The 21,931-nt window shown below is 65.1% G+C and carries 20 protein-coding genes; 8 read left to right on the forward strand and 12 right to left on the reverse strand.

Annotation, left to right across the window (positions count from 1 at the left end; translation table 11 throughout):
• The 5 genes from AABM56_RS11405 to AABM56_RS11425 form a co-directional block, all read right to left on the reverse strand.
• A complete protein-coding gene (locus AABM56_RS11405; RefSeq protein ID WP_263259696.1) occupies nt 1-3,132 on the reverse strand; it encodes a multidrug efflux RND transporter permease subunit in 3,132 nt (1,043 codons plus the stop codon).
• A gap of 9 nt (nt 3,133-3,141) precedes the next feature.
• Nucleotides 3,142-4,377 carry an MdtA/MuxA family multidrug efflux RND transporter periplasmic adaptor subunit gene (locus AABM56_RS11410; protein ID WP_133863099.1) on the reverse strand — a complete coding sequence of 412 codons (1,236 nt, stop codon included), beginning with the start codon at nt 4,375-4,377 and terminating at the stop codon, nt 3,142-3,144.
• Between the two features lie 158 nt (nt 4,378-4,535).
• Nucleotides 4,536-5,036, reverse strand: coding sequence for a thiol peroxidase (tpx, locus tag AABM56_RS11415; RefSeq protein WP_133863100.1), 501 nt, complete (start codon nt 5,034-5,036; stop codon nt 4,536-4,538).
• Nucleotides 5,037-5,115: 79 nt separating this feature from the next.
• Nucleotides 5,116-8,808 (reverse strand): translocation/assembly module TamB domain-containing protein, encoded by a 3,693-nt coding sequence (locus tag AABM56_RS11420; protein WP_133863101.1) that lies wholly within the window; start codon nt 8,806-8,808, stop codon nt 5,116-5,118.
• On the reverse strand, nt 8,805-10,538 hold the full coding sequence (locus AABM56_RS11425; RefSeq protein WP_263259698.1) for an autotransporter assembly complex family protein: 1,734 nt from the start codon (nt 10,536-10,538) through the stop codon (nt 8,805-8,807). Before AABM56_RS11425 ends, AABM56_RS11420 begins: the two co-directional genes overlap by 4 nt.
• 121 nt (nt 10,539-10,659) lie before the next feature.
• On the opposite strand from AABM56_RS11425, the gene xthA reads away from it, so the two are divergent.
• The 3 genes from xthA (at nt 10,660) to AABM56_RS11440 (ending at nt 12,893) form a co-directional block, all read left to right on the forward strand.
• Nucleotides 10,660-11,472: an exodeoxyribonuclease III gene (gene xthA / locus AABM56_RS11430; protein WP_133863102.1), complete on the forward strand. Its 813-nt coding sequence runs from the start codon at nt 10,660-10,662 to the stop codon at nt 11,470-11,472.
• Nucleotides 11,473-11,541: 69 nt separating this feature from the next.
• A complete protein-coding gene (locus AABM56_RS11435) occupies nt 11,542-12,687 on the forward strand; it encodes a substrate-binding domain-containing protein (protein WP_347884104.1) in 1,146 nt (381 codons plus the stop codon).
• Between the two features lie 5 nt (nt 12,688-12,692).
• Nucleotides 12,693-12,893 (forward strand): hypothetical protein, encoded by a 201-nt coding sequence (locus AABM56_RS11440; RefSeq protein ID WP_347884105.1) that lies wholly within the window; start codon nt 12,693-12,695, stop codon nt 12,891-12,893.
• A gap of 211 nt (nt 12,894-13,104) precedes the next feature.
• Here AABM56_RS11440 and AABM56_RS11445 read toward each other — a convergent pair whose 3' ends face one another.
• A complete protein-coding gene (locus AABM56_RS11445) occupies nt 13,105-13,578 on the reverse strand; it encodes a DUF192 domain-containing protein (protein ID WP_133863104.1) in 474 nt (157 codons plus the stop codon).
• A 64-nt stretch (nt 13,579-13,642) separates the two neighbouring features.
• On the opposite strand from AABM56_RS11445, the gene AABM56_RS11450 reads away from it, so the two are divergent.
• The gene (locus AABM56_RS11450) at nt 13,643-14,851 is read left to right on the forward strand and encodes an MFS transporter (RefSeq protein WP_133863105.1); all 1,209 of its coding nucleotides are present in this window, start codon (nt 13,643-13,645) and stop codon (nt 14,849-14,851) included.
• Nucleotides 14,848-16,056: an MFS transporter gene (locus tag AABM56_RS11455; protein WP_347884106.1), complete on the forward strand. Its 1,209-nt coding sequence runs from the start codon at nt 14,848-14,850 to the stop codon at nt 16,054-16,056. The genes AABM56_RS11450 and AABM56_RS11455 overlap by 4 nt, the downstream gene beginning before the upstream one ends.
• A 73-nt stretch (nt 16,057-16,129) precedes the next feature.
• On the opposite strand, the gene AABM56_RS11460 is transcribed toward AABM56_RS11455, so the two are convergent.
• Nucleotides 16,130-16,324, reverse strand: a complete 195-nt coding sequence (locus tag AABM56_RS11460; RefSeq protein ID WP_007158427.1) for a hypothetical protein — start codon at nt 16,322-16,324, stop codon at nt 16,130-16,132.
• 250 nt (nt 16,325-16,574) lie between these two features.
• Here AABM56_RS11460 and AABM56_RS11465 point away from each other — a divergent pair, with 250 nt between their 5' ends.
• The gene (locus AABM56_RS11465) at nt 16,575-16,973 is read left to right on the forward strand and encodes a response regulator (RefSeq protein ID WP_133863107.1); all 399 of its coding nucleotides are present in this window, start codon (nt 16,575-16,577) and stop codon (nt 16,971-16,973) included.
• 273 nt (nt 16,974-17,246) lie between these two features.
• Here AABM56_RS11465 and AABM56_RS11470 read toward each other — a convergent pair whose 3' ends face one another.
• Nucleotides 17,247-17,507, reverse strand: coding sequence for a hypothetical protein (locus AABM56_RS11470; RefSeq protein WP_133863108.1), 261 nt, complete (start codon nt 17,505-17,507; stop codon nt 17,247-17,249).
• 159 nt (nt 17,508-17,666) lie between these two features.
• Between AABM56_RS11470 and AABM56_RS11475 the strand changes: the two genes are divergently transcribed.
• Nucleotides 17,667-17,900, forward strand: coding sequence for a hypothetical protein (locus tag AABM56_RS11475; RefSeq protein ID WP_263259703.1), 234 nt, complete (start codon nt 17,667-17,669; stop codon nt 17,898-17,900).
• An 81-nt stretch (nt 17,901-17,981) separates the two neighbouring features.
• Here the strand turns inward: AABM56_RS11475 and AABM56_RS11480 are convergent, their stop codons facing one another.
• Nucleotides 17,982-18,140: a hypothetical protein gene (locus tag AABM56_RS11480; RefSeq protein WP_166655948.1), complete on the reverse strand. Its 159-nt coding sequence runs from the start codon at nt 18,138-18,140 to the stop codon at nt 17,982-17,984.
• Nucleotides 18,141-19,434: 1,294 nt separating this feature from the next.
• Here AABM56_RS11480 and AABM56_RS11485 point away from each other — a divergent pair.
• Nucleotides 19,435-19,968: a hypothetical protein gene (locus tag AABM56_RS11485; RefSeq protein WP_347884107.1), complete on the forward strand. Its 534-nt coding sequence runs from the start codon at nt 19,435-19,437 to the stop codon at nt 19,966-19,968.
• Here AABM56_RS11485 and AABM56_RS11490 read toward each other — a convergent pair.
• The 3 genes from AABM56_RS11490 to AABM56_RS11500 are packed head-to-tail and all read right to left on the reverse strand — an operon-like array spanning nt 19,931 to nt 21,914.
• Complete coding sequence (locus AABM56_RS11490) at nt 19,931-20,197, reverse strand: hypothetical protein (protein ID WP_347884108.1); 267 nt, start codon at nt 20,195-20,197, stop codon at nt 19,931-19,933. The two genes, AABM56_RS11485 and AABM56_RS11490, sit on opposite strands and share 38 nt — an antisense overlap.
• Complete coding sequence (locus tag AABM56_RS11495) at nt 20,194-20,604, reverse strand: hypothetical protein (RefSeq protein ID WP_347884109.1); 411 nt, start codon at nt 20,602-20,604, stop codon at nt 20,194-20,196. The genes AABM56_RS11490 and AABM56_RS11495 overlap by 4 nt, the downstream gene beginning before the upstream one ends.
• Entirely contained in the window at nt 20,604-21,914 is a 1,311-nt protein-coding gene (locus AABM56_RS11500; protein WP_347884110.1) for a hypothetical protein, read from the reverse strand. Before AABM56_RS11500 ends, AABM56_RS11495 begins: the two co-directional genes overlap by 1 nt.
• Between the last annotated feature and the right edge of the window lie 17 nt (nt 21,915-21,931).

The raw sequence follows: 21,931 nt of genomic DNA on the forward strand, positions 1-21,931 counted from the left end.
TCAGACCGCCCTGCGTCGACCCAGGCGCTCGCCCAGGCTGTCGAAGGCCAGGTAGATCACCGGGGTGGTGAACAGCGTCAGCACCTGGCTGACCAGCAGGCCGCCGACCATCACCAGGCCCAGCGGCTGGCGCAACTCGGCGCCGGCGCCGGTGGCCAGCATCAGCGGCACCGCGCCGAACAGCGCCGCCAGGGTGGTCATCAGGATCGGCCGGAATCTCAGCAGCGCCGCCTGGTAGATGGCCTCCTCCGGCTGCAGTCCCTGGTGGCGTTCGGCATCCAGGGCGAAGTCGATCATCATGATGGCGTTCTTCTTGACGATGCCGATCAGCAGGATGATGCCGATCACCGCGATCAGGCCGAGGTCATTGCCTGTGAGCAGCAGCGCCAGCAGCGCGCCGATGGCCGCCGAGGGCAGCGTCGAGAGGATGGTCAGCGGATGGATGAAGCTCTCATAGAGCACCCCCAGGACGATATACATCACCACCACCGCCGCCAGGATCAAGAGCAGGGTACTGGACAGCGAAGCCTGGAAAGCCGCTGCCGCGCCCTGGTAGTGGGTATTGATGCCCACCGGCAGGCCGATCTCCTGCTTGGCCGCGTCGATGGCCGCCACTGCGGCGCCCAGGGAAACGCCGCTGGCCAGGTTGAACGACAGGGTCACCGCCGGGAACTGGCTCAGGTGGTTGATCACCAGGCGCGTCGGCCGCTGCTCCATCTTCACCAGGCTGGACAGCCGCACCGGGGCGCGACTGGTGTCCGTGGTGGTCTCGGTGTTGGTGGCCGTACCGGTGCCGCTGCTGCCGCTGGACGAGGAGCCACTGCCCGCCTTCACCCAGACCTGGCTGAGGGCATCCGGTCCCAGGCTGTCGGCGGCGGCGCTGGCCAGCACCACCCGGTACTGGTTGGCCTGGGTATAGATGGTCGAGATCTGCCGCTGACCGAGGGCGTCATAGAGGGCATCGGTAATGGCCGAGACCTGCACGCCGAGCCGCGCCGCGGCGTCGCGGTCGATGGTCAGGTACAGCTGCAGCCCCTTGTTCTGCAGGTCGCTGGTGACATCGGTGAGTTCCGGGCGCTCGTGCAACGCCTCGATCAGGCGCGGCACCCAGGTGTCGAGCAGGCTGGCGTCGGGCGAGTCCAGGCTCAGCTGGTACTGGGTCCGGCTGACCCGGTCCTCGACACTGAGGTCCTGCACCGGCTGCATGTAGAGGGTGATGCCCACCACCTTGGCGACCGCGGGACGCAGCCGGTCGATGACCTCCTGGGCGGTGACGTCGCGCTCGCCCTGCGGCTTGAGGTTGATCTGCAGGCGACCGCTGTTGAGGGTGACGTTGTCACCGTCGACGCCGATGTAGGAGGACAGACTCGCCACCGCCGGGTCTTGCAGCACCACCTCGGCCAGTGCCTGCTGGCGCTCGCTCATGCCGCGGAAGGAGATCGACTGGGGCGCCTCGGTGATGCCCTGGATGGAGCCGGTGTCCTGGGCCGGAAAGAAGCCCTTGGGCACCAGCAGGTAGAGCACCGCGGTGAGCACGAAGGTCGCCACCGCCAGCAGCAGCATCAGCGCCCGGTGCGCCAGCGACCAGCGCAACGCGCGGCCATAGCCGGCGATCAGCCGCTCCAGCCAGACCAGTTGGTGCTCGCCGGCCTCCTCGCGCTTGAGCAGCCGCGCGCACATCATCGGTGTCAGGGTAAGGGAGATCACCAGGGAGATGAGGATGGCCACCGCCAGGGTGATGGCGAATTCACGGAACAGCCGGCCGACCACGTCCTGCATGAACAGCAGCGGGATGAGCACCGCGATCAGCGAAACGGTCAGGGACACCAGGGTGAAACCGATCTGGCGGGCGCCCTTGAGCGCCGCTTCCATGGGTGTGGCGCCCTCTTCCAGATGCCGGGAGATGTTTTCCAGCATGACGATGGCATCGTCGACGACGAAGCCGGTGGCGATGGTCAGGGCCATCAGCGACAGGTTGTTCAGCGAGAAGCCGGCCAGGTACATGGCGCCGAAGGTGCCGATCAGCGACAGCGGCACCGTGACCGAGGGAATCAGGGTGGCGCTGAACCGGCGCAGGAAGACGAAGGTGACCATCACCACCAGTCCTACCGCCAGCAGCATCTCGTGCTGGACGTCGGTGACCGCGGCGCGGATGGTCTCGGTACGGTCGCTGAGCACGGCGATGTCGAGACCGGCCGGCAGGCTTTCCCTGAGGCTGGGCAGGAGCGCCTGGATGCGATCCACGGTCTGGATGACGTTGGCACCCGGCTGGCGCTGGACGTTGACCAGGATGGCACCGCTGCGATTGGCCCAGGCAGCCAGGCGGTCGTTTTCCGCACCCTGGGCGATGGTGGCCACGTCACCCAGGCGCAGGGCGCCGTTGTCGGCGTAGTTGAGGATCAGGTCGCCATAGGCCTTGGGATCGCGCAACTGGTCGTTGGCGTCCAGGGTGGCGACCCGGGTGGGGCCGTCGAAGCTGCCCTTGGGCTGGTTGGTGTTCTCGCTGGTGACCAGGCTGCGCACATCGGCCAGGGTCAGGTTGTGGGCCGCGAGCTTGTCCGGATCGACCTGGATGCGCACCGCCGGGCGCTGGCCGCCGGCGAGGCTGACCATACCGACCCCGGTCACCTGGGCGAGCTTCTGCGCCATGCGGGTGTCGACCAGGTCGTAGAGCGTGGGCAGCGGCAGCGTCCTGGAGCTGATCGCCAGGGTGACGATAGGCGTATCGGCCGGATTGACCTTGTTGTACACCGGTGGTGCCGGCAGATCGTTGGGCAGCAGGTTGTTGGCCGCATTGATCGCGGCCTGGACTTCCTGTTCGGCGACCGACAGGTCCAGTTCCAGGTTGAATCTGAGGGTGATGACCGAGGCACCACCAGAGCTGGTGGAGGCCATCTGCGACAGGCCCGGCATCTGGCCGAACTGACGCTCCAGCGGCGCGGTGACAGCGCTGGTCATGACATCGGGGCTGGCACCGGGATAGAGGGTGAGCACGCGGATGGTGGGATAGTCCACCTGCGGCAAGGCCGCCACCGGCAGCAGACGATAGGCCAGCAGACCGGCGATGAGCAGCGCCACCATCAACAGGGTGGTGGCGACCGGGCGCAGGATGAAGGGGCGCGAGATATCCATCGCGGCCGATCAGCCCTGGGTCTTGCCGGGCTTGCGTACCGCCGGCTTGGCCGGTTCGCTGGGCGCCGCCGAAGCCCCGGTGACCACCTCCACCTCGTTGCCCTCGCGCAGCCGATCGGTGCCTTCGGTCACCACCCGGTCGCCAGCGGCCAGGCCTTCGGTAACCACGGTCAGGCTGCCGTCATCCGGGCCCAGCTTGAGGCTGCGCACCTGGATCTTGTTGTCGGGCCCCACCACGTAGGCGAAGGTGCCATTGGAGCCGAACTGGATGGCTGCCGAAGGCACCACCAGCGCCTGGTCCAGCACCTGTTCGCGCACCCGTACGGTCACGAACTGATTGGGGAACAGCGCCTCGTCGCCGTTGGCGAAGCGGGCGCGGAACTTGAGGGTACCGGTGGCGGTGTCGATCTGGTTGTCGAAGCTTTGCAGGGTGCCATCGGCGACCTTGCGCGAGCCACCGCGATCCCAGGCTTCGACCGCCAGGGTCTGGCCGGCGCGGGCGCGCTTGAGCAGCTCGCCGAGCTGGCTTTCCGGCAGGGTGAAGACCACCGAGATCGGCTGGGTCTGGGTGATCACGGCCACCACGGTGCTGTCGTTGGCGGACAGCAGGTTGCCGCCGTCGAGCTGGCGCAGACCAACGCGCCCGGCGATGGGCGCCTTGATCTGGGTGAAGGCCAGATTCAGCTTGGCATCGGCCACCGCCGCCTGGCTGTTCTTGAGGGTGCCGCGGTACTGGTTGACCAGGGCTTCCTGGGTATCCAGCGTCTGTTTGGCGATGCTGTCTTCACGGAACAGGCCCTGGTAGCGCTTGAGGTCCAGCTCGGCATTGCGCAGCTGCGCCTGATTCTGCTGCAGGGTGCCTTCGGCCTGCTGCAGCGCCACCTGATAGGGTCGTGGATCTATGGTGGCCAACAGGTCGCCGGCCTTGACCTTCTGGCCTTCGTCGAAGGCGACGCGTACCAGCTCGCCGGCGACCCGGGTGCGCACATTGACGGTATTGAGGGCCGTCACCGTACCGATGGACTTGCGCACGATGGGAAAGCTGCGCTGCTCCACCGCCACCACCCGTACCGGAGTCGGACCGGTCATGCCGAAGGGCGAGCGCGCGCCCTTGCCGGCGGCGGCCTCGCCCTTCTGTCCGTGCTGGTGATACCAATACCAGCCACCCGCGGCCGCCAGCGCCACGAGGACGAGCAGCCAGACCAGTCGGCGACGGGAGGAAGAGCGAGGCGAAGAGTCGGACATCGAGAATACGTACACGCTGGGAAAGACGGAAGATAAGCAGTAGCGAGACGGCTAACCAGCCCCTTTACTGCGTTTTTACCTAAAGCAAAACGGGCAGGCACGAGAGGCGCCTGCCCGTTTCGAAGCACCCACCGCACTGGGCGTTGGGTCGTCGGCGATCAGCCGAGAACGGCGAGTGCCGCCGCGTAATCCGGCTCCTGGCCGATCTCGGGCACCAGCTCGCTGTGCAGCACCCTGTCCTGCTCGTCCAGCACGACCACGGCGCGGGCGGCCAGGCCTTGCAGCGGACCACTGGCCAGGGCGACGCCATAGTCCTGGAGGAATTCGGCACCACGCAGGGTGGAGAGGTTCACGACCTTCTCCAGGCCTTCAGCGCCGCAGAAACGCTTCTGGGCGAACGGCAGGTCGGCGGAGATGCACAGCACCACGGTGTTATCCAGCTTGTCGACTTCGGAGTTGAACTTGCGTACCGAGGTCGCGCAGGTCGGGGTATCGACGCTGGGGAAGATATTGAGCACCTTGCGCTTGCCAGCGAGGCTGGCCAGGGTGACGTCCTGCAGATCACCATTGACCAGGCTGAAGGCCGGGGCCTGTTGCCCAGGCTGCGGCAGGCTGCCTTGCACGTCGACCGGGTTGCCACGCAAATTGACGGTTGCCATGAACTGCTCCTTTCTCATGAGACGGGACAGGGAGTAAACACGTTTTCCGCAGGCGATCAAAGCGTTACGCGCCCCGGCTTCAAAAATCGCGGCGATAGAAGAAATCCAGGGAATTGGCGAGACCGCTGGCGATCTCCAGATAGAGCCGCTGGGTGAGCTGGTAGCGCAAGGCGACGGTGTTCGCCGAAGCGAACACCCCGACCCCATAGCGCACCGACAATCTGTCAGTGAGGTTACCCGAGGCCACCACGCTGGTCTTGTCCCCCGAACCCGCCGTATCCAGCTGGAAGTTCTGGATGCCCAACCGCTGCGCCAGGGCGCCCGCGGTACCGGAACTGCCAGCCAGGCCCAGGGCCAGCGCCGCCTGGCCGAGCACGTTGTTGTCCCCTTCGCTGCCGCTGGACAGCGGGCGACCCAGTACCAGGTAGGCCAGCGCCTGCTCCTGGCTCATGCTCGGCTCGGAAAACACCTCGATACGGGGCTGCTGGGCAAAGCCCGAGAGCCGCAGGCCCGCGGTGACATTCTGCTCCTGCACCACCCGCACGGCTTCCACGTCGATATAGGGCTGGGCGATGGGGCCCTGGAAGAACAGCCGGGCGCGTCTCATGGTCAGGCGCTGACCGTAGGCGTTGTAGCGTCCGTTGCGCAGATTCAGCTCGCCGCGGGTGTCGAGATTGTCGCCGATATGCACCTTGCCGGCGATTTCGGCGGACAGGCCGAAGGCATCGAAGGTGAGCTTGTCGGAACCGACCAGCACATCGACGTCCATGGCGATCTGCATCGGCTGTTGCCTGGCGGGCGCTTCCTGGCCGACGATGACCGCATCGTCCGACACCTTGACAGTGGACGGCGGCAGCTGCTGGACCCGGATGCGCCCGCGCGGCACCCGCACCTCACCGGCCAGGGCCAGACGACCATCCTTCATCAGGATCTTAAGATTGGGCGCCACTTCCAGCTGCGCATAGGGCTCGACGTTGACCGGCAGCCTGTCGCCGGTGACCGCCACGTTGACGTCCAGGCCATTGGCCCAGCCGACGCTGCCCCGGATCTGGCCACGCCCCTGGGGTCCGCTGCGCCAGCCGCCATCGAGCACGGCGCTATCGCCCTGGATGCGGGCGGTCAGGCCGAGATCCTGCAGGCGCGTCGGCACGCTGCCACCGCCGATGTCGCCACCGCTGAGCTGGAGCTGACCATTGACCCGCGGTTGCAGCAGCGTCCCTCCCAGTTCGCCGGCGCCGTTGATCTTGCCTTCGAGGTGTTCGATGCCTTCGACAAAGGCCTTGCCCAGGGCCAGATTCAGGCCCTGCAACTGGAAACGACCGGCCAGTGCCTGGCTCGGATCACGGGGATCCAGCCGGGCCTGGACGTCGAGCCGGCCAAGATCGGCACTGGCCAGGCGCACCTGGGTGTCGACCTTCTGCGGCTTCAGGACGCTGGTGACGTCCAGGCTGTCGTAGCTGAAGGTCTGCCACTGACCGGCAGCGTCGCGCAGCCTGAGGCTGCCGCGCCCGGCCTGGAGGCGGATTTCGCCATCGGGTCCGGCCTTGGGCAGGCGCAGGTCGACGTCGCCGTCGAGGGTACCCTGCCAGGCCAGCTCCGGCGGTAGCAGCGGTTGCAGACTGGCGAGCGGGAAGGCGCGCAGGTGCCAGGCAAGGCGGGTATCGGGCAGCAGTTGCTGATCGTCGCTACAGAGGCTGGCCGCACCAGAACGCCAGCAGTGGCGGCCCAGCTCCAGGCGCCCGTTGGCCAGGCGCTCGATGCGTGCAGGGCTCTGCAAGGACCAGTTCTGGCCACTGGCGGCGACCGAGCCACGCGCCAGCTGCCCCTTCCAGCCCCCGTTGTCGGCCAGCGTGCCACCTGCTGCGAGCACCAGGTTCAGTTGCGACCCCTTGAGCGAGAAATCCGCCTGCTGCTGACGACGATCACCCTGCCCCTGCATGCGCAGGACACCAAAATCGCGACCGGCGGCCTGCAGCCCCTGGGCGGTAAGGTCCAGCGTGCCGCGTTGGCGATCATCCAGGTTGGCGGCCAGCGCGAGGCTGCTGATGCGGCTGTCGGCATAGGCCAGCTGGCGACCGTCGAGGCGCAACTGACCGGCAGGGGCCTTGAGGGTCCCGGCCACGTCCAGGCGGCCTTGGGCGCTTCCGGAAAGATCGGGCCAGAGCTGGGCCAGGCGGCGCAGGTCCAGCTGGAGCTGACCTTGCAAACGCTGGTCGAGAGCGCCCTGCCCCTGAATCCGATTGTCACCCAGGCGAATGTCGAGCTCGGATACCTGCCACTGCTCGCCGGCGCCCTTGGCCTTGGCAGCCAGCACGGCCGGCTGGTTGCGCAGGCGACCCCTGAGGTCCAGATCGGCATCCAGCTGCAGGCGACCGTCCTTGAAGGCGCCCGAACTGCGCAGCGGACCACCCAGGCTGCCGGGCAGCTGGGCCACCCAGAAGGCCGGATCAAGGCGGCTCAGGTCCAGGGCCACCTGCCAGCTGACGCCGTCGATGAAGCCCAGATTGACCTTGCCCTGCGCCCGCCCCTGGCCGGCTTGGAGATCCAGTGACGGCAGATTTAGCTGGGTGGTGTCGCCACTGAAGGGGGTGGCTAGGGTGAAGGCGCCGGCCGGGCCAGTGGCGGCGGCCTTGAGATTGCCCAGGTAGGCGCCGTCCCGGTAGGCCACCTCGCCTTGCAGGCGCTGCAGACTCACCGGTGGCTCCGCCATGGGATAGAGCCGCCGCCAGGGGAAATCACGCCAGTCCAGCGTGGCATCGGCGGCCAGTCCCTGGTGCCAGTCGACCTGCCCGGCCAGCGCCACGCGCTGTTCGGGCGCGGCCAGCAAGCGCAGGGCGGCGATGCGCGCGCCCTGGGCATCGACGCGGCCATCCAGATTCAGCTCCACCGGACCGCCCTCGCCCGGCAACCGGGCCTGGCCAACCAGGGCGTAGCCCGCGGTCAGATCGCCCCGCGCGGTCAGCTTGAGATCGTTCAGCCGCAGGGTATCGGGCAGGCTGGCGGCTGCCTTGAAGCCATCGGCCACCAGCTGCAGGTCGGCCGGGACGTTTTCCACCAGCGGTTGCACCGTGCCGGTTAGGCGTCCGGGTAGATAACCGCTGCTGTCAGCCTCCAGGTGCAAGGTCTTCTGCAATTCACCGTCCAGCTTGAGCGCCAGCGACCAGGGCGCGGCGTCCGGCGCGGGCAGACCCAGGGTGCCTTGCAACTGCAGCGGCCAGGCGCCACTCGGTTGCAGCTGGCCATGGGTATCCAGCGTGATGCCGTGGGCCACGCCGGCCAGTCGCTCGATGGCGATGCCCTCAGCCTGCCAGCGCGCCTGGAGTGCCAGGTCGCGAGCCTGCTCGGCGCCGTTGTAGCGGATCTCGCCGATCCGCACCTCGCCCAGTTGCACCCCCAGCGGCAAGCCGAGGCTGGGCAACTGGATGGGCCCACTCCGCTCGGGCGCAGGCTCGGGACTGGGCGCCTGGTCGATGGCAATACGCGAAGCGGTCAGGGTATCGATGCACAGCTGCAGTCTGATCAGGCAGCCGGGTCGCCAGGCGAATTCGGGCGCCTCTACCGTCACCCGGGTAGCACCACCGTCCCAGACCAGCTGCCGGGCTTGCCAGTGGCCACCGAGGCGACCCTGGAAATCGGTCAGGGTCAGACCAGGAACGTGATCCAGCACCAGGCGCCCGACACCGCCATTACCCAGTATCAGGGCCAGCAGCAGGATCAGGGCGCCCAGCAGGGCCGCCAGTACGCTAAGGATGACACCGCCTACCGACTTCACAGCTCAGGCCCTATGGAAAAGTGCAGGCGGATGCCGCCGGGTTCGTCGAGACCGTGGGCCAGGTCGACACGGATCGGTCCTACCGGCGAGACCCAGCGTACGCCTATGCCGACGCTGGTCTTGAGCTCGTAATTGTTGAGGTCGTTGAAGGCGCTCCCCTGGTCGATGAAGGTCGCCAGGCGCCATTTGTCCCGCAGGGGATACTGGTATTCGACGCCGCCAGCCACGAGGTAGCGACCGCCCACATAGTCGCCCTCGTCGTTTTCCGGCGACAGGGTCTGGTAGTCGTAGCCGCGAACGCTCTGATCGCCGCCGGCGAAGAAGCGCAGCGACGGCGGGACCTTGTTGTAGCCGTTGGTGAAGTTGCCACCCAGTTGCAGGCGCCCGAGAAAGCGGTGCCCATCGCCCACGGTGATCAGCCCACGGGCCAGCGCCGTGGCATGGATCATGTTGGCATCCGAGAGCAGTCCTTCCTTCGCAGCCGAGACGCCGAATTGCAGACGGTAGCCGCGATTGGGGTCGATGCGGTTGTCGCTGCGCAGCAGGGAGAAATCCACGCCGGGCATCACCAGATTGGAGGTGCCTTCGTCATTACCCAGCCGATAGCTTTCGTTGCGCCACTTGAGCGAGAGCACCCGCTCCCAGCCGTTGGGAAACTTGCGATGCCACTCGGGGCCCACGGTCAGCAACTGGCTGAGGGAGTCGTCGTTGGCGATCTGCTCGTACTGATAGCCGCCAGCGAAGCGGAACTTGTCATTGATCGGGTCCTGCCCGGGAATGTCGTACCAGGTGGCAATGCTCTGACGTGGCGCCGACAGCTCCGCTTCCGCACCCAGGCTGTGCCCCTGGGGATTGAGCCAGTGGTTCTCCCAGGTGAATCTCAGCCGTGGGCCGACATCGGTGGAATAGCCGGGGCCGAAGCCGAAGGTCCGTGGCTTGCGGGTCCGCAGGGTGACCGTCACCGGCACCTCGGCGGCGCCTTCCTGCTTGGGATAGGTGTCGAGCCGTGCGCCATCGAAGAAGCCGCTGGCCAGCAGATTGCTCTGGAAATCGGCGATAAGCTCGGAATCGTAGGGCGTGCCCTGGGCGAAAGGCACCATGCGCTGGAGCAGATCGGGATCGAAGGGCGCATCCCCTTCGAAGGACACCTTGCCAAGGACAAAGCGTGGCCCGCTGGCGAACACCAGGGCGATATCGGCAAAGCCGGTGGCGGGATCGATACGCAGCTGATGCTGGGTGAAGGTGCCACGAAAGAAGCCATACCGCTGCGCCTGATTCTGGATCAGGCTCTTGGCGTCTTCGTAGAGACCCTGGTTCAGCGGCTGGCCCGCCTTGAGCCCGGCCGGAACCGGCTGGCGAAAGGCGCGCAACTCGCGCGCCGGACCTTCGATGCGGATATCGACGTTGCGCAGCCTGACCGGCTCGCCCGGCCGTACCTCGACCACCAGCCGTGGCGTATCCCCCGGCTCGACCCGGGTCTCGATCTGCGCGTGGTAGTAGCCGAGTGCCTGGGCGGCCTGTTCGGCCTGCCGTTCCGTCGCCGGACGCAGGCGCTGCAGCCCGGCGACATCCCTTCCCTCGACCGAGCCGATATAGGCCTGGATGTTGTCTCGCAACGCGTTATTGGCGGGTTGGACGCGAACGCTGACTTCGGCCGGTGCCGCCCAGGCCACGCCGTGCAGACAACAAATTCCAATCAGGGCGCGGCGTAGAGCGTTCGGCTTATTCATACAGGGATGCTAACGGGCGTTGCGCTGTGAGACAAACGGGAGTGGCCAGGGTTCGCCAGGTGGCGGTTTCGGCAGGAGGCTTTCTGCTAGGCTAGGGCCATCCACGTTTCGGGAGGGCGTCATGAAGGTAGTTTGCTTCAATATCAATGGGTTGCGCGCAAGACCTCATCAACTTTCCGCTATCATCGAACGCTACAATCCGGATGTGATCGGCCTTCAGGAAACCAAGGTCGCGGATGACCAGTTTCCCCTGGCAGAGGTCGAGGCCCTGGGTTATCACGTGCACTACCACGGGCAGAAGGGCCACTACGGGGTGGCCCTGCTGTCACGCCTGGCGCCGCTGGAATTGCACAAGGGCTTTCCGGGCGATGGTGAAGAATCCCAGAAGAGATTCATCTATGGCGTCTTCGCGGATCGCCAGGGTCAGCCGCTGGTGGTCATGAACGGCTATTTTCCCCAGGGCGAGAACATTGCCCATCCGACAAAATTCCCTGGAAAGAGGAAGTTCTACGCGGATCTTCAGAATCTACTTGAAGAACGTTTCTCACCGGACACGCCCTTGCTGCTCATGGGCGACTTCAACATCTCCGCCCAGGATCACGACATCGGCATCGGCGCAGCCAACGCCAAGCGCTGGCTGCGTACCGGCGTCTGCAGCTTCCAGCCGGAAGAACGCGAATGGATGCAGCGGCTGCTCGGCTGGGGCCTGATCGACAGCTACCGCCAGCTACACCCTGAGGTCGACGACCGCTTCAGCTGGTTCCCCTATCGCAGCCGCGGCTTCGAAGACGAACCCAAGCGCGGGCTGCGCATCGACACCATCCTGGCCTCGCGGATCCTGCAGGAGCGTATCGTCTCCGCCGGCGTGGACTACGACATCCGCGGTATGGAGAAACCCTCCGACCACGCGCCGATCTGGCTGGAATTGACGTGAGGTCCTGTCACATCGACGTCATGCGACATCCCTAAGGCGTCGGCCTCGCCTTAGGCTCGAGGCCGGCCCATGAACTGCTCTGCTCCGGTATTTCGTCGCGCCTTGCGGCGAGCGGCGCTCGCGACCTTGCTTCCGCTGCTGTCTTCCCCCCTGCTGGCGAGCGACAGCCCAACCACCCTACTGCGTCTGCAGGGCTCCAATACCATCAACGCCCGCCTGGGCCCGCGCCTGGTCGCGGCCCTGCTCGCCGAGCGCGGCTTCCGCGATCCCCAGGTGGTACCCACCGCGGTGATGGATGAATGGCAGCTGGTGGCGCGCACCCCGAACGGCGCTAGCGTGGCCGTGCAAATCGCGGCCCATGGCTCCAGTACCGGCTTTACCGCCCTGGCCGCGGGCACAGCCGATCTCGCTGCCGCCTCGCGCCCGGTCACCGATGCCGAGGTGAACACCCTGGCCGGTCTGGGTGACCTGCGCAGCAAGGAGGCGGAGTACGTCATCGGCCTGGACGGCCTGGCGATCATCGTGCATCCCGGCAATCCGCTGCGAGAACTCGATCTGCAGCAGCTGGCGCAGATCTTCTCCGGCGACATCGGCGACTGGCAGCAACTGGGCGGCAAGCCCGGCACGATCCGACTCTATGCGCGAGATGATCGCTCGGGCACCTACGACACCTTTCGCGAGCTGGTGTTGACTCCTGCCGGCAAACGCCTGAGCGCCGCCGCCAGGCGCTTCGAATCCAATGAAGAATTGGCGCAGCGGGTGGCCGAGGATCCCGCCGGCATAGGCTTCACCAGCCTGGCGGCGGCTGCCGGGTCGCCAAAGCTCGCCCTGCGCGACGGTGAAGGTCGCGCCATAGCGCCAAGCGAAGCCAGCATCGCCACCGAAGACTATCCGCTCGCCCGCCGCCTCTTCCTCTATGCGCCGCCTGCCCAGCGTTCGGACTGGGCGCAGAGTCTGCTGGAATTCAGCCAGACCCCGACGGGTCAGGCGGTGGTGCAACAAAGCGGCTTTGTCGCCCAGCGCATCGAGCCTCTGACCATAGACGACACCCGCGGCATGCCACCGGCCTACGGCGAACTGGCGCGCCGGGCGCAGCGCCTCACCGTCAACTTCCGTTTCACCGCCGGCAGCGCGCGCCTGGACAACAAGGCGCTGCGTGATGCCGAGCGGCTGGCCGCCTTCATGCGCCAGCCAGAAATGCCGGTCGGCAGCTGATTCTGGTGGGCTTCAACGATGCCACTGAAGATCCGGCACGCGCCGCCCTGCTGGCGCGCCTGCGAGCCACCGCGGTCGCCACGGCGTTGCGTCATCAGCAGGCCTTTGCCGGCGAATTGCTTTCCCTCGGCGACCAGCTGCCCGTTGCAGGACTGTCGTCCAACGGTCGGGTGAAGAACCGGCGTGTCGAGGCCTGGATTCAATAGTAATCAAGGTGTTATGCCAAGAACGTGAAGAGGTATAGCACACCCCTACAGCGCCAGCCGGCAGTGCAGGCACAGCGGTTGCCAGGCAATTCAGATGCGTAAAAAACTTAAGGTAACATCTTAAAAGTAGACTCTACTCAAGATTATAAAATGAACGTATCTAATTGATTTAGAAAAAAATATAAAATTATCTTGATACCAAATCGAAGGACTACCGGGAGGCAGGCGCGGCCGTCTCCAGCCCCTGTACAGCTTCGCCCGGCTTGATCCCACGCCCTGAAAACCAGCCGGCCTGGGTTTCCAGCGCGTAGCGCGCCGGAGCCTTTGAGCAATGATGGGTATCGGTCAGTGGCTGCATCTCGACAGTATTGAGGATCCTGCCACCCTTGTCGATGAAGGCGGCGGCCAATGCGCTGGGGGTATCGCGCATCCACAGGCAGCGTTCGTCATCCCCGGCAAAAACGAACAGCATCCCTTCGCGGGCGCCCAGTGGCGGTCGCCCCATGAGTCCCTGAGCCCGCTGCGCAGGTGTCGTCACCACCTCGACGGCCAGGCGCTGCCCACCGATCCGCAATTCGATCCGCTCCGCTGCCCAACCGGGCATGGCGACCAACAGCAGGAAACCAACCCAAGCAGGACCTGGCGCTCGTTTCGCTTCCTCGCGCCCATGGACAAAAAATGTCATCGCATGTGACCTTTACCGGACGAAAGCAATCTATCCCACATTGTCAGACAACCTCTCGAGTCCGATGTCGACCGCCAGCCTACCGCCCGCACCCTCACCCGCTCTGGCCACCCGCATTACCCTGGGCACGGTGCTCTTTACCTTTATCGCCTACCTTACCATCGGCATCCCCCTGGCCGTGCTGCCGGGCTACGTGCATGACCAGCTGGGCTTCAACTCCATCATCGCCGGCCTGGTGATCAGCAGTCAGTACCTGGCGACCCTGTTTTCGCGCTCCCACGCCGGACGCATCATCGATACCGTGGGCGCCAAGCAGTCGGTGCTCTACGGCATGCTCGGCTGCGGCCTCAGTGGCGTGCTGATGCTGGCCTCGGTGCTTCTCCAGGCCTGGCCCTGGGTCAGCCTCACTGCCCTGCTGCTCGGCCGACTGGTGCTGGGTTGCGCCGAAAGCCTGTCGGGCACCGGTGCCATTTCCTGGGCGATCGGCCGGGTCGGCCCGACCAATACCGCCAAGGTGATTTCCTGGAATGGCGTCGCCAGCTACGGCGCCCTGGCCATAGGCGCGCCGCTGGGGGTAGTCCTGGTGGATACCCTGGGGCTGTGGATCATGGGCGTCAGCATCATCGGGCTGGCCGCCGTGGGTTATCGCATCGCCAAACCCCGTCCGCCAATCGTCCCGGTGCGCGGCGAACGCCTGCCCTTCACCACCGTGCTGGGTCGGGTCCTGCCCTTCGGCCTCGGCCTGGCGCTGGGCGGCATCGGCTTCGGTACCCTGGCGACCTTCATTACCCTCTATTACGCCAGCCAGGGCTGGAGCGGCGCGGCCCTGTGCCTGACCGTATTCGGTTCCTTCTTCATCGGTGTACGCCTGGTCTGTGCCAACGCCATCAACCGCCACGGCGGCTTTCGCGTCGCCATCGTCAGCCTGGCGGTGGAAGCGGTCGGCCTGGCGGTCCTCTGGCTAGCGCCCAGCGTGACCACCGCCCTGGTGGGTGCCGCCCTCACCGGGATCGGCTTCTCACTGGTATTCCCGGCACTCGCCGTGGAAGCGGTGCAGCGGGTCCCGTCCTCCAACCGGGGCGCCGCCCTGGCCGGCTATTCGGTATTCATCGACCTTTCGCTGGCAGTCACTGGCCCCCTGATCGGCGCCGTGGCCACCCACTTCGGCTATGCCGCCAGCTTTCTCTGCGCTGCCCTGGCCGCGCTCGCCGGCCTGGCCCTCAGCGTTCGCCTCCTCTGCCGTTTCGACGAGTCCTCCCGAGAACAGCCATGACCACGACCGTCCCTCCCGCTACCTCGCTCGCCGTCACGCTGCGCATCGTTTCGATCGTCGTCTTCAGCTTCCTGCTGTTCCTGGCGATTGGCCTGCCGCTGGCGATCCTGCCGGGCTACGTGCACGACGATCTCGGCTACGGCTCGGTGATCGCGGGACTGGCGATCAGCATCCAGTACCTTGCCACCCTGTTCACTCGGCCCCTGGCCGGCAAGCTGGCCGACAGCATTGGCGCCAAGCGCGGCGTGATCTACGGCCTGTTCGGCTGCGTCGCCTGCGGCGTGCTGACCCTGCTGGCCACCTCGCTGCAGAGCCTGCCTGGTCTCAGCCTGGGCCTGCTGATCGTCGGCCGGATCATCCTCGGCATGTCCCAGGCCCTGATCGGCACCGGCTGCCTGAGTTGGGGCATGGGCAGCGTCGGCATGCAGCACGTGAGCAAGGTGATCTCCTGGAATGGCATCGCCGCCTACGGCGCCCTCGCGATCGGCGCGCCGCTGGGCGTGGCCATGGTCGCCGGCCTCGGCCTATGGAGCCTGGGCGTGGCCATCGCCCTGCTGGGTGCCCTGGGCCTGGCCCTGGCCTGGAACAAGGAACCGGCGCCGGTGATTCCCGGAGAACGACTGCCCTTCCATAAGGTGTTCTGGCGCATCAGTCCCTTCGGTCTCTGCCTGCTGCTGAGCTCCGTCGGTTTCGGCGCCATCGCCACCTTCGTCACGCTCTACTATGCGAGCAATGCCTGGCCCAACGCCGCCTTTTGCCTCACTGCCTTCGGCGCAGCCTTCATCTGCGCGCGGCTGCTGTTCGCCGGCACCATCAACAAACTGGGTGGCTTTCGGGTCGCCCTGGCCTGTTTCACCGTCGAGACCCTGGGTCTACTGCTGCTCTGGCTGGCAGTCACCCCGCAGATGGCGCTGATCGGCGCGGCCATGGCCGGCTTCGGGCTGTCGCTGGTCTATCCCGCCCTGGGAGTAGAGGCCATCGTCAAGGTACCGCCCACCAACCGCAGTGCCGCACTGGGCGCCTACTCGCTGTGCCTGGACCTGGCGCTCGGCATCACCGGGCCGCTGGCCGGGGCCATCGCCAATGGCTTCGGCTTCAGTGCCATCTTCCTGTTCGCCGGCCTCATGGCCCTGGCCGGCCTGGGCCTCAGCGCCCTGCTCTATCGCCGCGCCTTGCGCGAGCGTCCCGGCCTCACACCAGCCTGAGCGGCTGACCGGGTCAGCGACAGGCGGCGGCTGCATCACCTAGCAGCTGTCGCCCGCCGGCTTCCTGTGGTGCCTATAGCGGACCAGGATCCGGGATCGGCGCCGGGGGCTTGGCGGGTTCGGTCAGATTCTCGACCACCTCGTCGGGGATCTCGGTATCGATTTCCTCGTCGGCCATGTCGGAGTCGTTGAGCGGTGCCTGATCGCCGCCCAGCCAGAGGGCCAGCGGCGAGGTGGTGTCGGGCGCGGGAGAAAGAGAAAGGATCATGCCGTGGCTCCTGTGCCTGTCGGTCTCAGAGATTAGTAGGTCGGCGGGGCCAGATGTTTCATCCAGGCCCCTACCGCACGTCGTCGGATGGCAGGCAACTGACTGGTGCACGCCAGCGCGGCTGGTGACCCTCCAGGACAGAATTCGCCACGCCTGGCAGCAGGTGCGGCCGCAGATCCTGGCGATTGGCCAGGCGGAAGGTCCAGGCCTGACTAGACTGAAAAGATTCTCCACCCAGGAAAGGCTGTCCATGGAAACCAACGCTCTCCCCCCTCACGCCTCGAATCTGCTCGCGGTCGTTTCGGAAGACGAGTTGCTGCTGCAAGCGCTGGTCCGGGAGGTCCTGAAACAGGAAGGCTTCCATGTGGAGACCTTTGGCACTGCCGATGCCGCCCTGCAGTTTCTCGAATTGCACTGGCAACAGGTCAACGTGGTGGTGTCCAACGTGCGGATGCCAGGCGTGATCGATGGCATCCAGCTGGCGAAAATCGTCAGTGAACGCTGGCCCGGGGTGCCCTTTGTGCTGATGTCCGGTTATGCCGGGTTGAGAGATGACATTCCCGCCGGTGTGCCCTTCCTCCATAAACCCTGGACACTGGATCAATTGACCGAGGCCGTCTGGAAGGTAGTACCGCTACCATCGCCTTGAGTGACCGTGGACAGGACCTGCAGCTGTCTGCTGAGCAGACGCAGAATTCGGCGGGCGACGGTAACCCGGATAGATCCCGGAAGACGCGAGCCGTCCAACGCTGCTGCTGAAGAGGATAGCCAAGGCGACATCCTCCTTACGGCTGACAACCTTCACTGCTGCCAGGGACGAAGGAAAGAACTGCAGGCTATGGCGGGTATGCGCACATGGCGATATCGAGAAGAAGCGAATTGAAAGGTAATGGTCAATCAGCAATTTGCCGCTTGGCCAGGATTACGGAGCCTTACCGCCAATGAGCACCGTATCGGCTTGCAACGGTAAATGGGAACCTTTCAGGCGAAGTTCGTTGACGGCATATAGCACCATGATATTAAGTGCTTCGACATTCAACACCGTGCGTTTGACAATAAGGCGAGACACCTTTGCTGGCACTCTGGGATCCAGGAGCGTCAGCAAGATATCTTCACCCCGGTATTCGATGAAATGCTTCACCGGTGGATCCAGCATTTCCAACGCTTTTTTCAGCCTGTTCATGAAGCCCCCGGGGTGAAACTAGTGAAACGTTTCATCTTTTTGACATACCGCTTTCCATGCTGTCCTTGACCGTTTATCCGGCTCCTTGGATTAAGGCTATTTTCTAACGGTCGCAACGCTGCTTTTGTAGCCCGTTCAAGCTGTACCGGAGAACGTCGAATGAACGAACAGGACCGGAAACATGGCCTTCTGCTACTGGAGCGATACTCCGCCGAACAAGATGCGATCAATCAGCTGTTGCGGCAGATTTACGAATGCCATGGCACCTCTGACTCAGAAGCGCTCAGGGATATGCTGACGCTATGCATAGCTGAAATACAAGATCGGCAGACCACCGTTCAAAGTGCGTTCCGCTTTTTACTTGATCTCAAGGAAAAGCCGGGTAAGGAATAGCGAAGCGGCGATCAGTCTTCATAAGCCGCTCCTCAACCGTCGCTTATGCGCGGCAATCTCCCGGAAAGAAGGTCTTGCCTATTAACCGCCTTGCTTCATATAAAACGGAAATTTTGGCCAATATTCTGCACTTCCAGCACAACGATTGTTTTCAATATTGCCGATTACATCACCCACCGGAAGTTGTTGTTCTACGCTTTTCGGAAGGGCCAACCCTATATCACTGATGGAAAGGGACATCTTGATGAATCGGGAGAGTATCCAAGCCACCCTGACATAAACCTAAAGAACACTTCCTGCCTGGAGGCCATGCCCCAAAGACGCGTCTGTCTACCGCTGTTCGTGAGAGAGCCCAGCACCCAGGCTGGGCTCTCTCACGGCTCAGGGGCTACCGGGGCGCTGGCTCCTGGTCATCAGCTTCACCAGGCTCGGGCGCTGACGGATCGTCGGGCGCGGGGACAGATGGGTCAGCGACATTGGTGTCATCGGGTTTCAATGGCTCAGCCGGAGCAGGCTCTGTCGCCTGCCCACCTTGCGCCACGGCGAGCTGGGCATCGACCCCGAACATCGCCCTCGCGATCATTCCGGGAGCCTGGGGCGAACTGAATCTTTGCCAATGACTGGTGGTTGTGATCATGGGTCACCTCACAGTGAGACCAATATTGGCCTCACTGGATTAGAGGCGCCACGGGGGTTACCTGTTCAGTGGCCACTATTACCGACGGTCCCGGGCTCAAGGCGCCGGCTTTCCATTCCTTTCAGCGCTGAGCTGACCGCTGTGACCGCGCCTGCTGACCTTCCTTCGCCATCTTCTGCAGCCGCAACTCAGCATTTCAATGCCTGGATTTCTTCCAGCGTGGGCGGCAGCGCCTCCCGCGGTGCTCCAGCATCTATTCGGCTTTTCGTTTGCTCGGACATCTCCTGCTCCTGGGATGGCGACATCAATGCACCATAAGCAGGGTCCTGACGATTGCCGTTCCGTGGCCATCATCACCGGCGGCCCGAACGCCGCTGGCGTAATGGCGAGTCGCAGCAGCCCTGTCGCCCCGACAGCGGCCTTATCAGCACTGGCGGACCTATGCGACAATGAACCCAATGTCCGGCATGAGCATCGGCTTCATGGCCTACAGCTGGAAACCCTCCTCCAGATTTTTCCTTTCCACCTACGCTCGCTGAGTCGGCCAGGTTCAGTTCTGAGCAAGATAGCCAAGCTCGGTGTCGGTATCGAATCGGTACCGTCAGTTCCGGCGACGCCTTTAGTCCCTGATAGGTACCCCCTTGATCTCCACCGCTAACATCACCATGCAGTAAGTCATGGGGTTGTGTGGGGATCAGAGGGCAGTAACCATGCGGGTTTCGTCCCCATCTATCCCCCGCCTTGCCCGCTGAATTGCACCGATTGGCCCCAGAATTGGCCCCGGCCGCATCCCCTCTTCCGGCGTTCTGCCGACCCGAAAACCTCTCCTTTCGTCACCACGCACTCGACATCCAGATCGGCGGAATTACTGTATGCCCGAACAGTAAGGACGCGCCCATGCTTTTCGACCCAGACAACCCCACCCTTACTGGGCTGCGGGATTACCTCGCCGACGAGCGCGACCGGCTCAACTTCCCAGAGATGTGGCATCGGTTCTGTACCTCGGCCGCCCTCGCCCTGCTGGAGCGCAGGACCATCAGCCAGCCGGACTGCGTCGAGCTCTGCGAGCATGCCGATGCCGGGCTCGACCACTCGCTGGAGATCCAGGCGACCTGGCCTCGAGGCTGGGACATCCGGCTCAGCTACCGCCTGACCTGCCCGGATACCGGCGAGGTATGGGCGACATCAGGCGGGCCCAGCTTCGTCAGGCCAGAGCTCGGCCGCCTGCCGGTTGGCCAGTTCAGTCGGCGCGGCGAGGGCCGCATCCACCTGGTGGACACGCGCCAGGAGGAGGTCCTGGGCGTGTTCGTGACACCGACCGCCGCCGAGATCGACGGCCGGCTCTACGAAATGGTGCTGGCTGGTCGATGGGACGGCCTGCAGGTGGTGCCGATCACTGACACGCCACACCCGCTGCCTGCAGCTCCCTAATGTACCCCTTCGCCTGCCGGCGCTCAGCCAGCAGCGCCCGGACCTTCACCTCCAGGCTGTCCTCCCTCCGCAGTCCATCTGCCGCCCAAGCCGGCACTGCCGGCTCCTTCACCCGGCACGGTACCTGGACTGGCACCTCGACGCGCACCACGCGCGGCTCAGGCTCAACAACGGGCTGGGCGCCGCACCCCGCCAGCGCGACCAGCACCCCCACCATGATCCACCTCATAGCCCCAGCTCCTTGTCGATGATGGCGGCGGCGGCCGTCGCCGGGTCGCCGCCAGTGCGCTCCTGCTGCAGGCGGTTGGCGGCCTGGTAATCGCCGGCGGCGGCTTTGGCGGCCTGCTGCTGAATCGGCTCGGCATCCTTGGCGCGCTTCTCGGCGGCCAGGCGGAGATCGGCCAGGGCCTGGTTCTGCTGCCAGACCTGCCCTTCCAGCGTGCTGCTGGTGGTCCGGCAGGACGCCAGGGTGCTGGCCGAGGCCTCCGCTGCTTTCGTCTTGGCGTCGACGATGGGCCGGTAATGGCCGGCGGTGGCCCAGTAGGCAGCGCCGGCACCCGCCAGCGCACCCACGGCGAGCAACACGACTGCGGCGACCCATAGCACGGCCACCCTGTACTGCTCGACGACGGCCATTACTGCACCCGATCCAGCAGCATGAGCAGGAAGGCCTTCGGAATCGCCTTGAGCAGAATGTGGCCCACATCGTTCGGGTGGACCTTATCGACAGTCGCCCCCTCCCTGATCTGGTCCTGCCCGCTGGCATCCCGGACACCGGTGATCGCTGCGGCGTAGCCGGACATGAGTACCACCCCCGACAGGCTCGGCAGATAGACACCGTTGAAGTCCCGCCGGATGCTGTCCGCGGCGCCCACCGCGCGGTAGTCGGTATTGCACGGCAGCGCCTCGAGGATCGCCACCAGGGGCCGCTGGCCCTTGCTCTGGAGCGTAGCCATCACTCGGGCCATCTCGCCCTTCGCCCGGCGCAGCGCCGCAGTGGTAATGCCGCCGGCTGCCACATCGTTCACCGACCAGGGCGCATAGAACAGCACCGTGGGCCGCACGCGATCGATGTGATCGTCCACCATCCGGCTGTAGACCGCGGGCGCCTGGGCGTGCAGGCCGGCGTTCCAGTATTCGATGGGCCGTGCCGGCGTGCTCAGCTCATAGGCCGCGCGCTGGATGGCGCCATAGTCCCGGACATCGCCACCGAGACCCTCGACGATGCTGTCGCCGCAGAGCATCAGCTGGTGGCCACGGGCCTGACTGACGTATTGGATCGCCGGCACCACGGCCTTCGCATCGCCGCCGCTGGAATAGACGTTGTTCTGGGTGAAGGCGCCCTTGTTGGTGACGCCCTGTACCTCTTGGTTCGAGCAGCAGTAGATGCGCGGGCCGATCGAGCGCCAGAAATACAGATCGTTGTTCGGCGTGGTCAGCTTAGAGCCGGCCGGGAATTCGATCCGGACCATGACGATGGGGCGCCCATTCGCGACATCCGTGCGCGCGATGCTGGGCAGATAGATCAGATCCGACCAGGTCATGCTGTAGCGCTCGGCGTCGATCTGCTTCAGCAGATCCACGGTTGCCGAACCGTTGAAGGTGCAATCGATCCACTCGCCGCCCTCGGGCGAGGTCTGCACCAGGTAGTTCGCCGCGGGCGCCGAGGCCGAGAGCCCGACGCTGGCTTTCACGCCGGTGACCGCCGCGGTGTGGATGTTGGGGATGCCGATCCGGAAGGCCATGAACGGCGCCTCCAGCTCGATCTGCATGTTGAAAGTGATGGCATTGGCGGCGTCCTGGGTCTTCATCCGGCCGAACAGGTGCTTGGTCAGCACGTTCGTCCCGGTAGTCATCAGGCCATCGAGGCGGCCCTGGTCGTCGAGGCGCTTGTAGAAGTCGCCGAACAGGCGCTGGAACGGTAGATCCGAGGTAGGCAGGGGCATGGTCCCTCTCCTTGAGG

Source organism: Pseudomonas aestiva, assembly GCF_039908605.1.
GTDB lineage: Bacteria > Pseudomonadota > Gammaproteobacteria > Pseudomonadales > Pseudomonadaceae > Chryseomonas > Chryseomonas aestiva.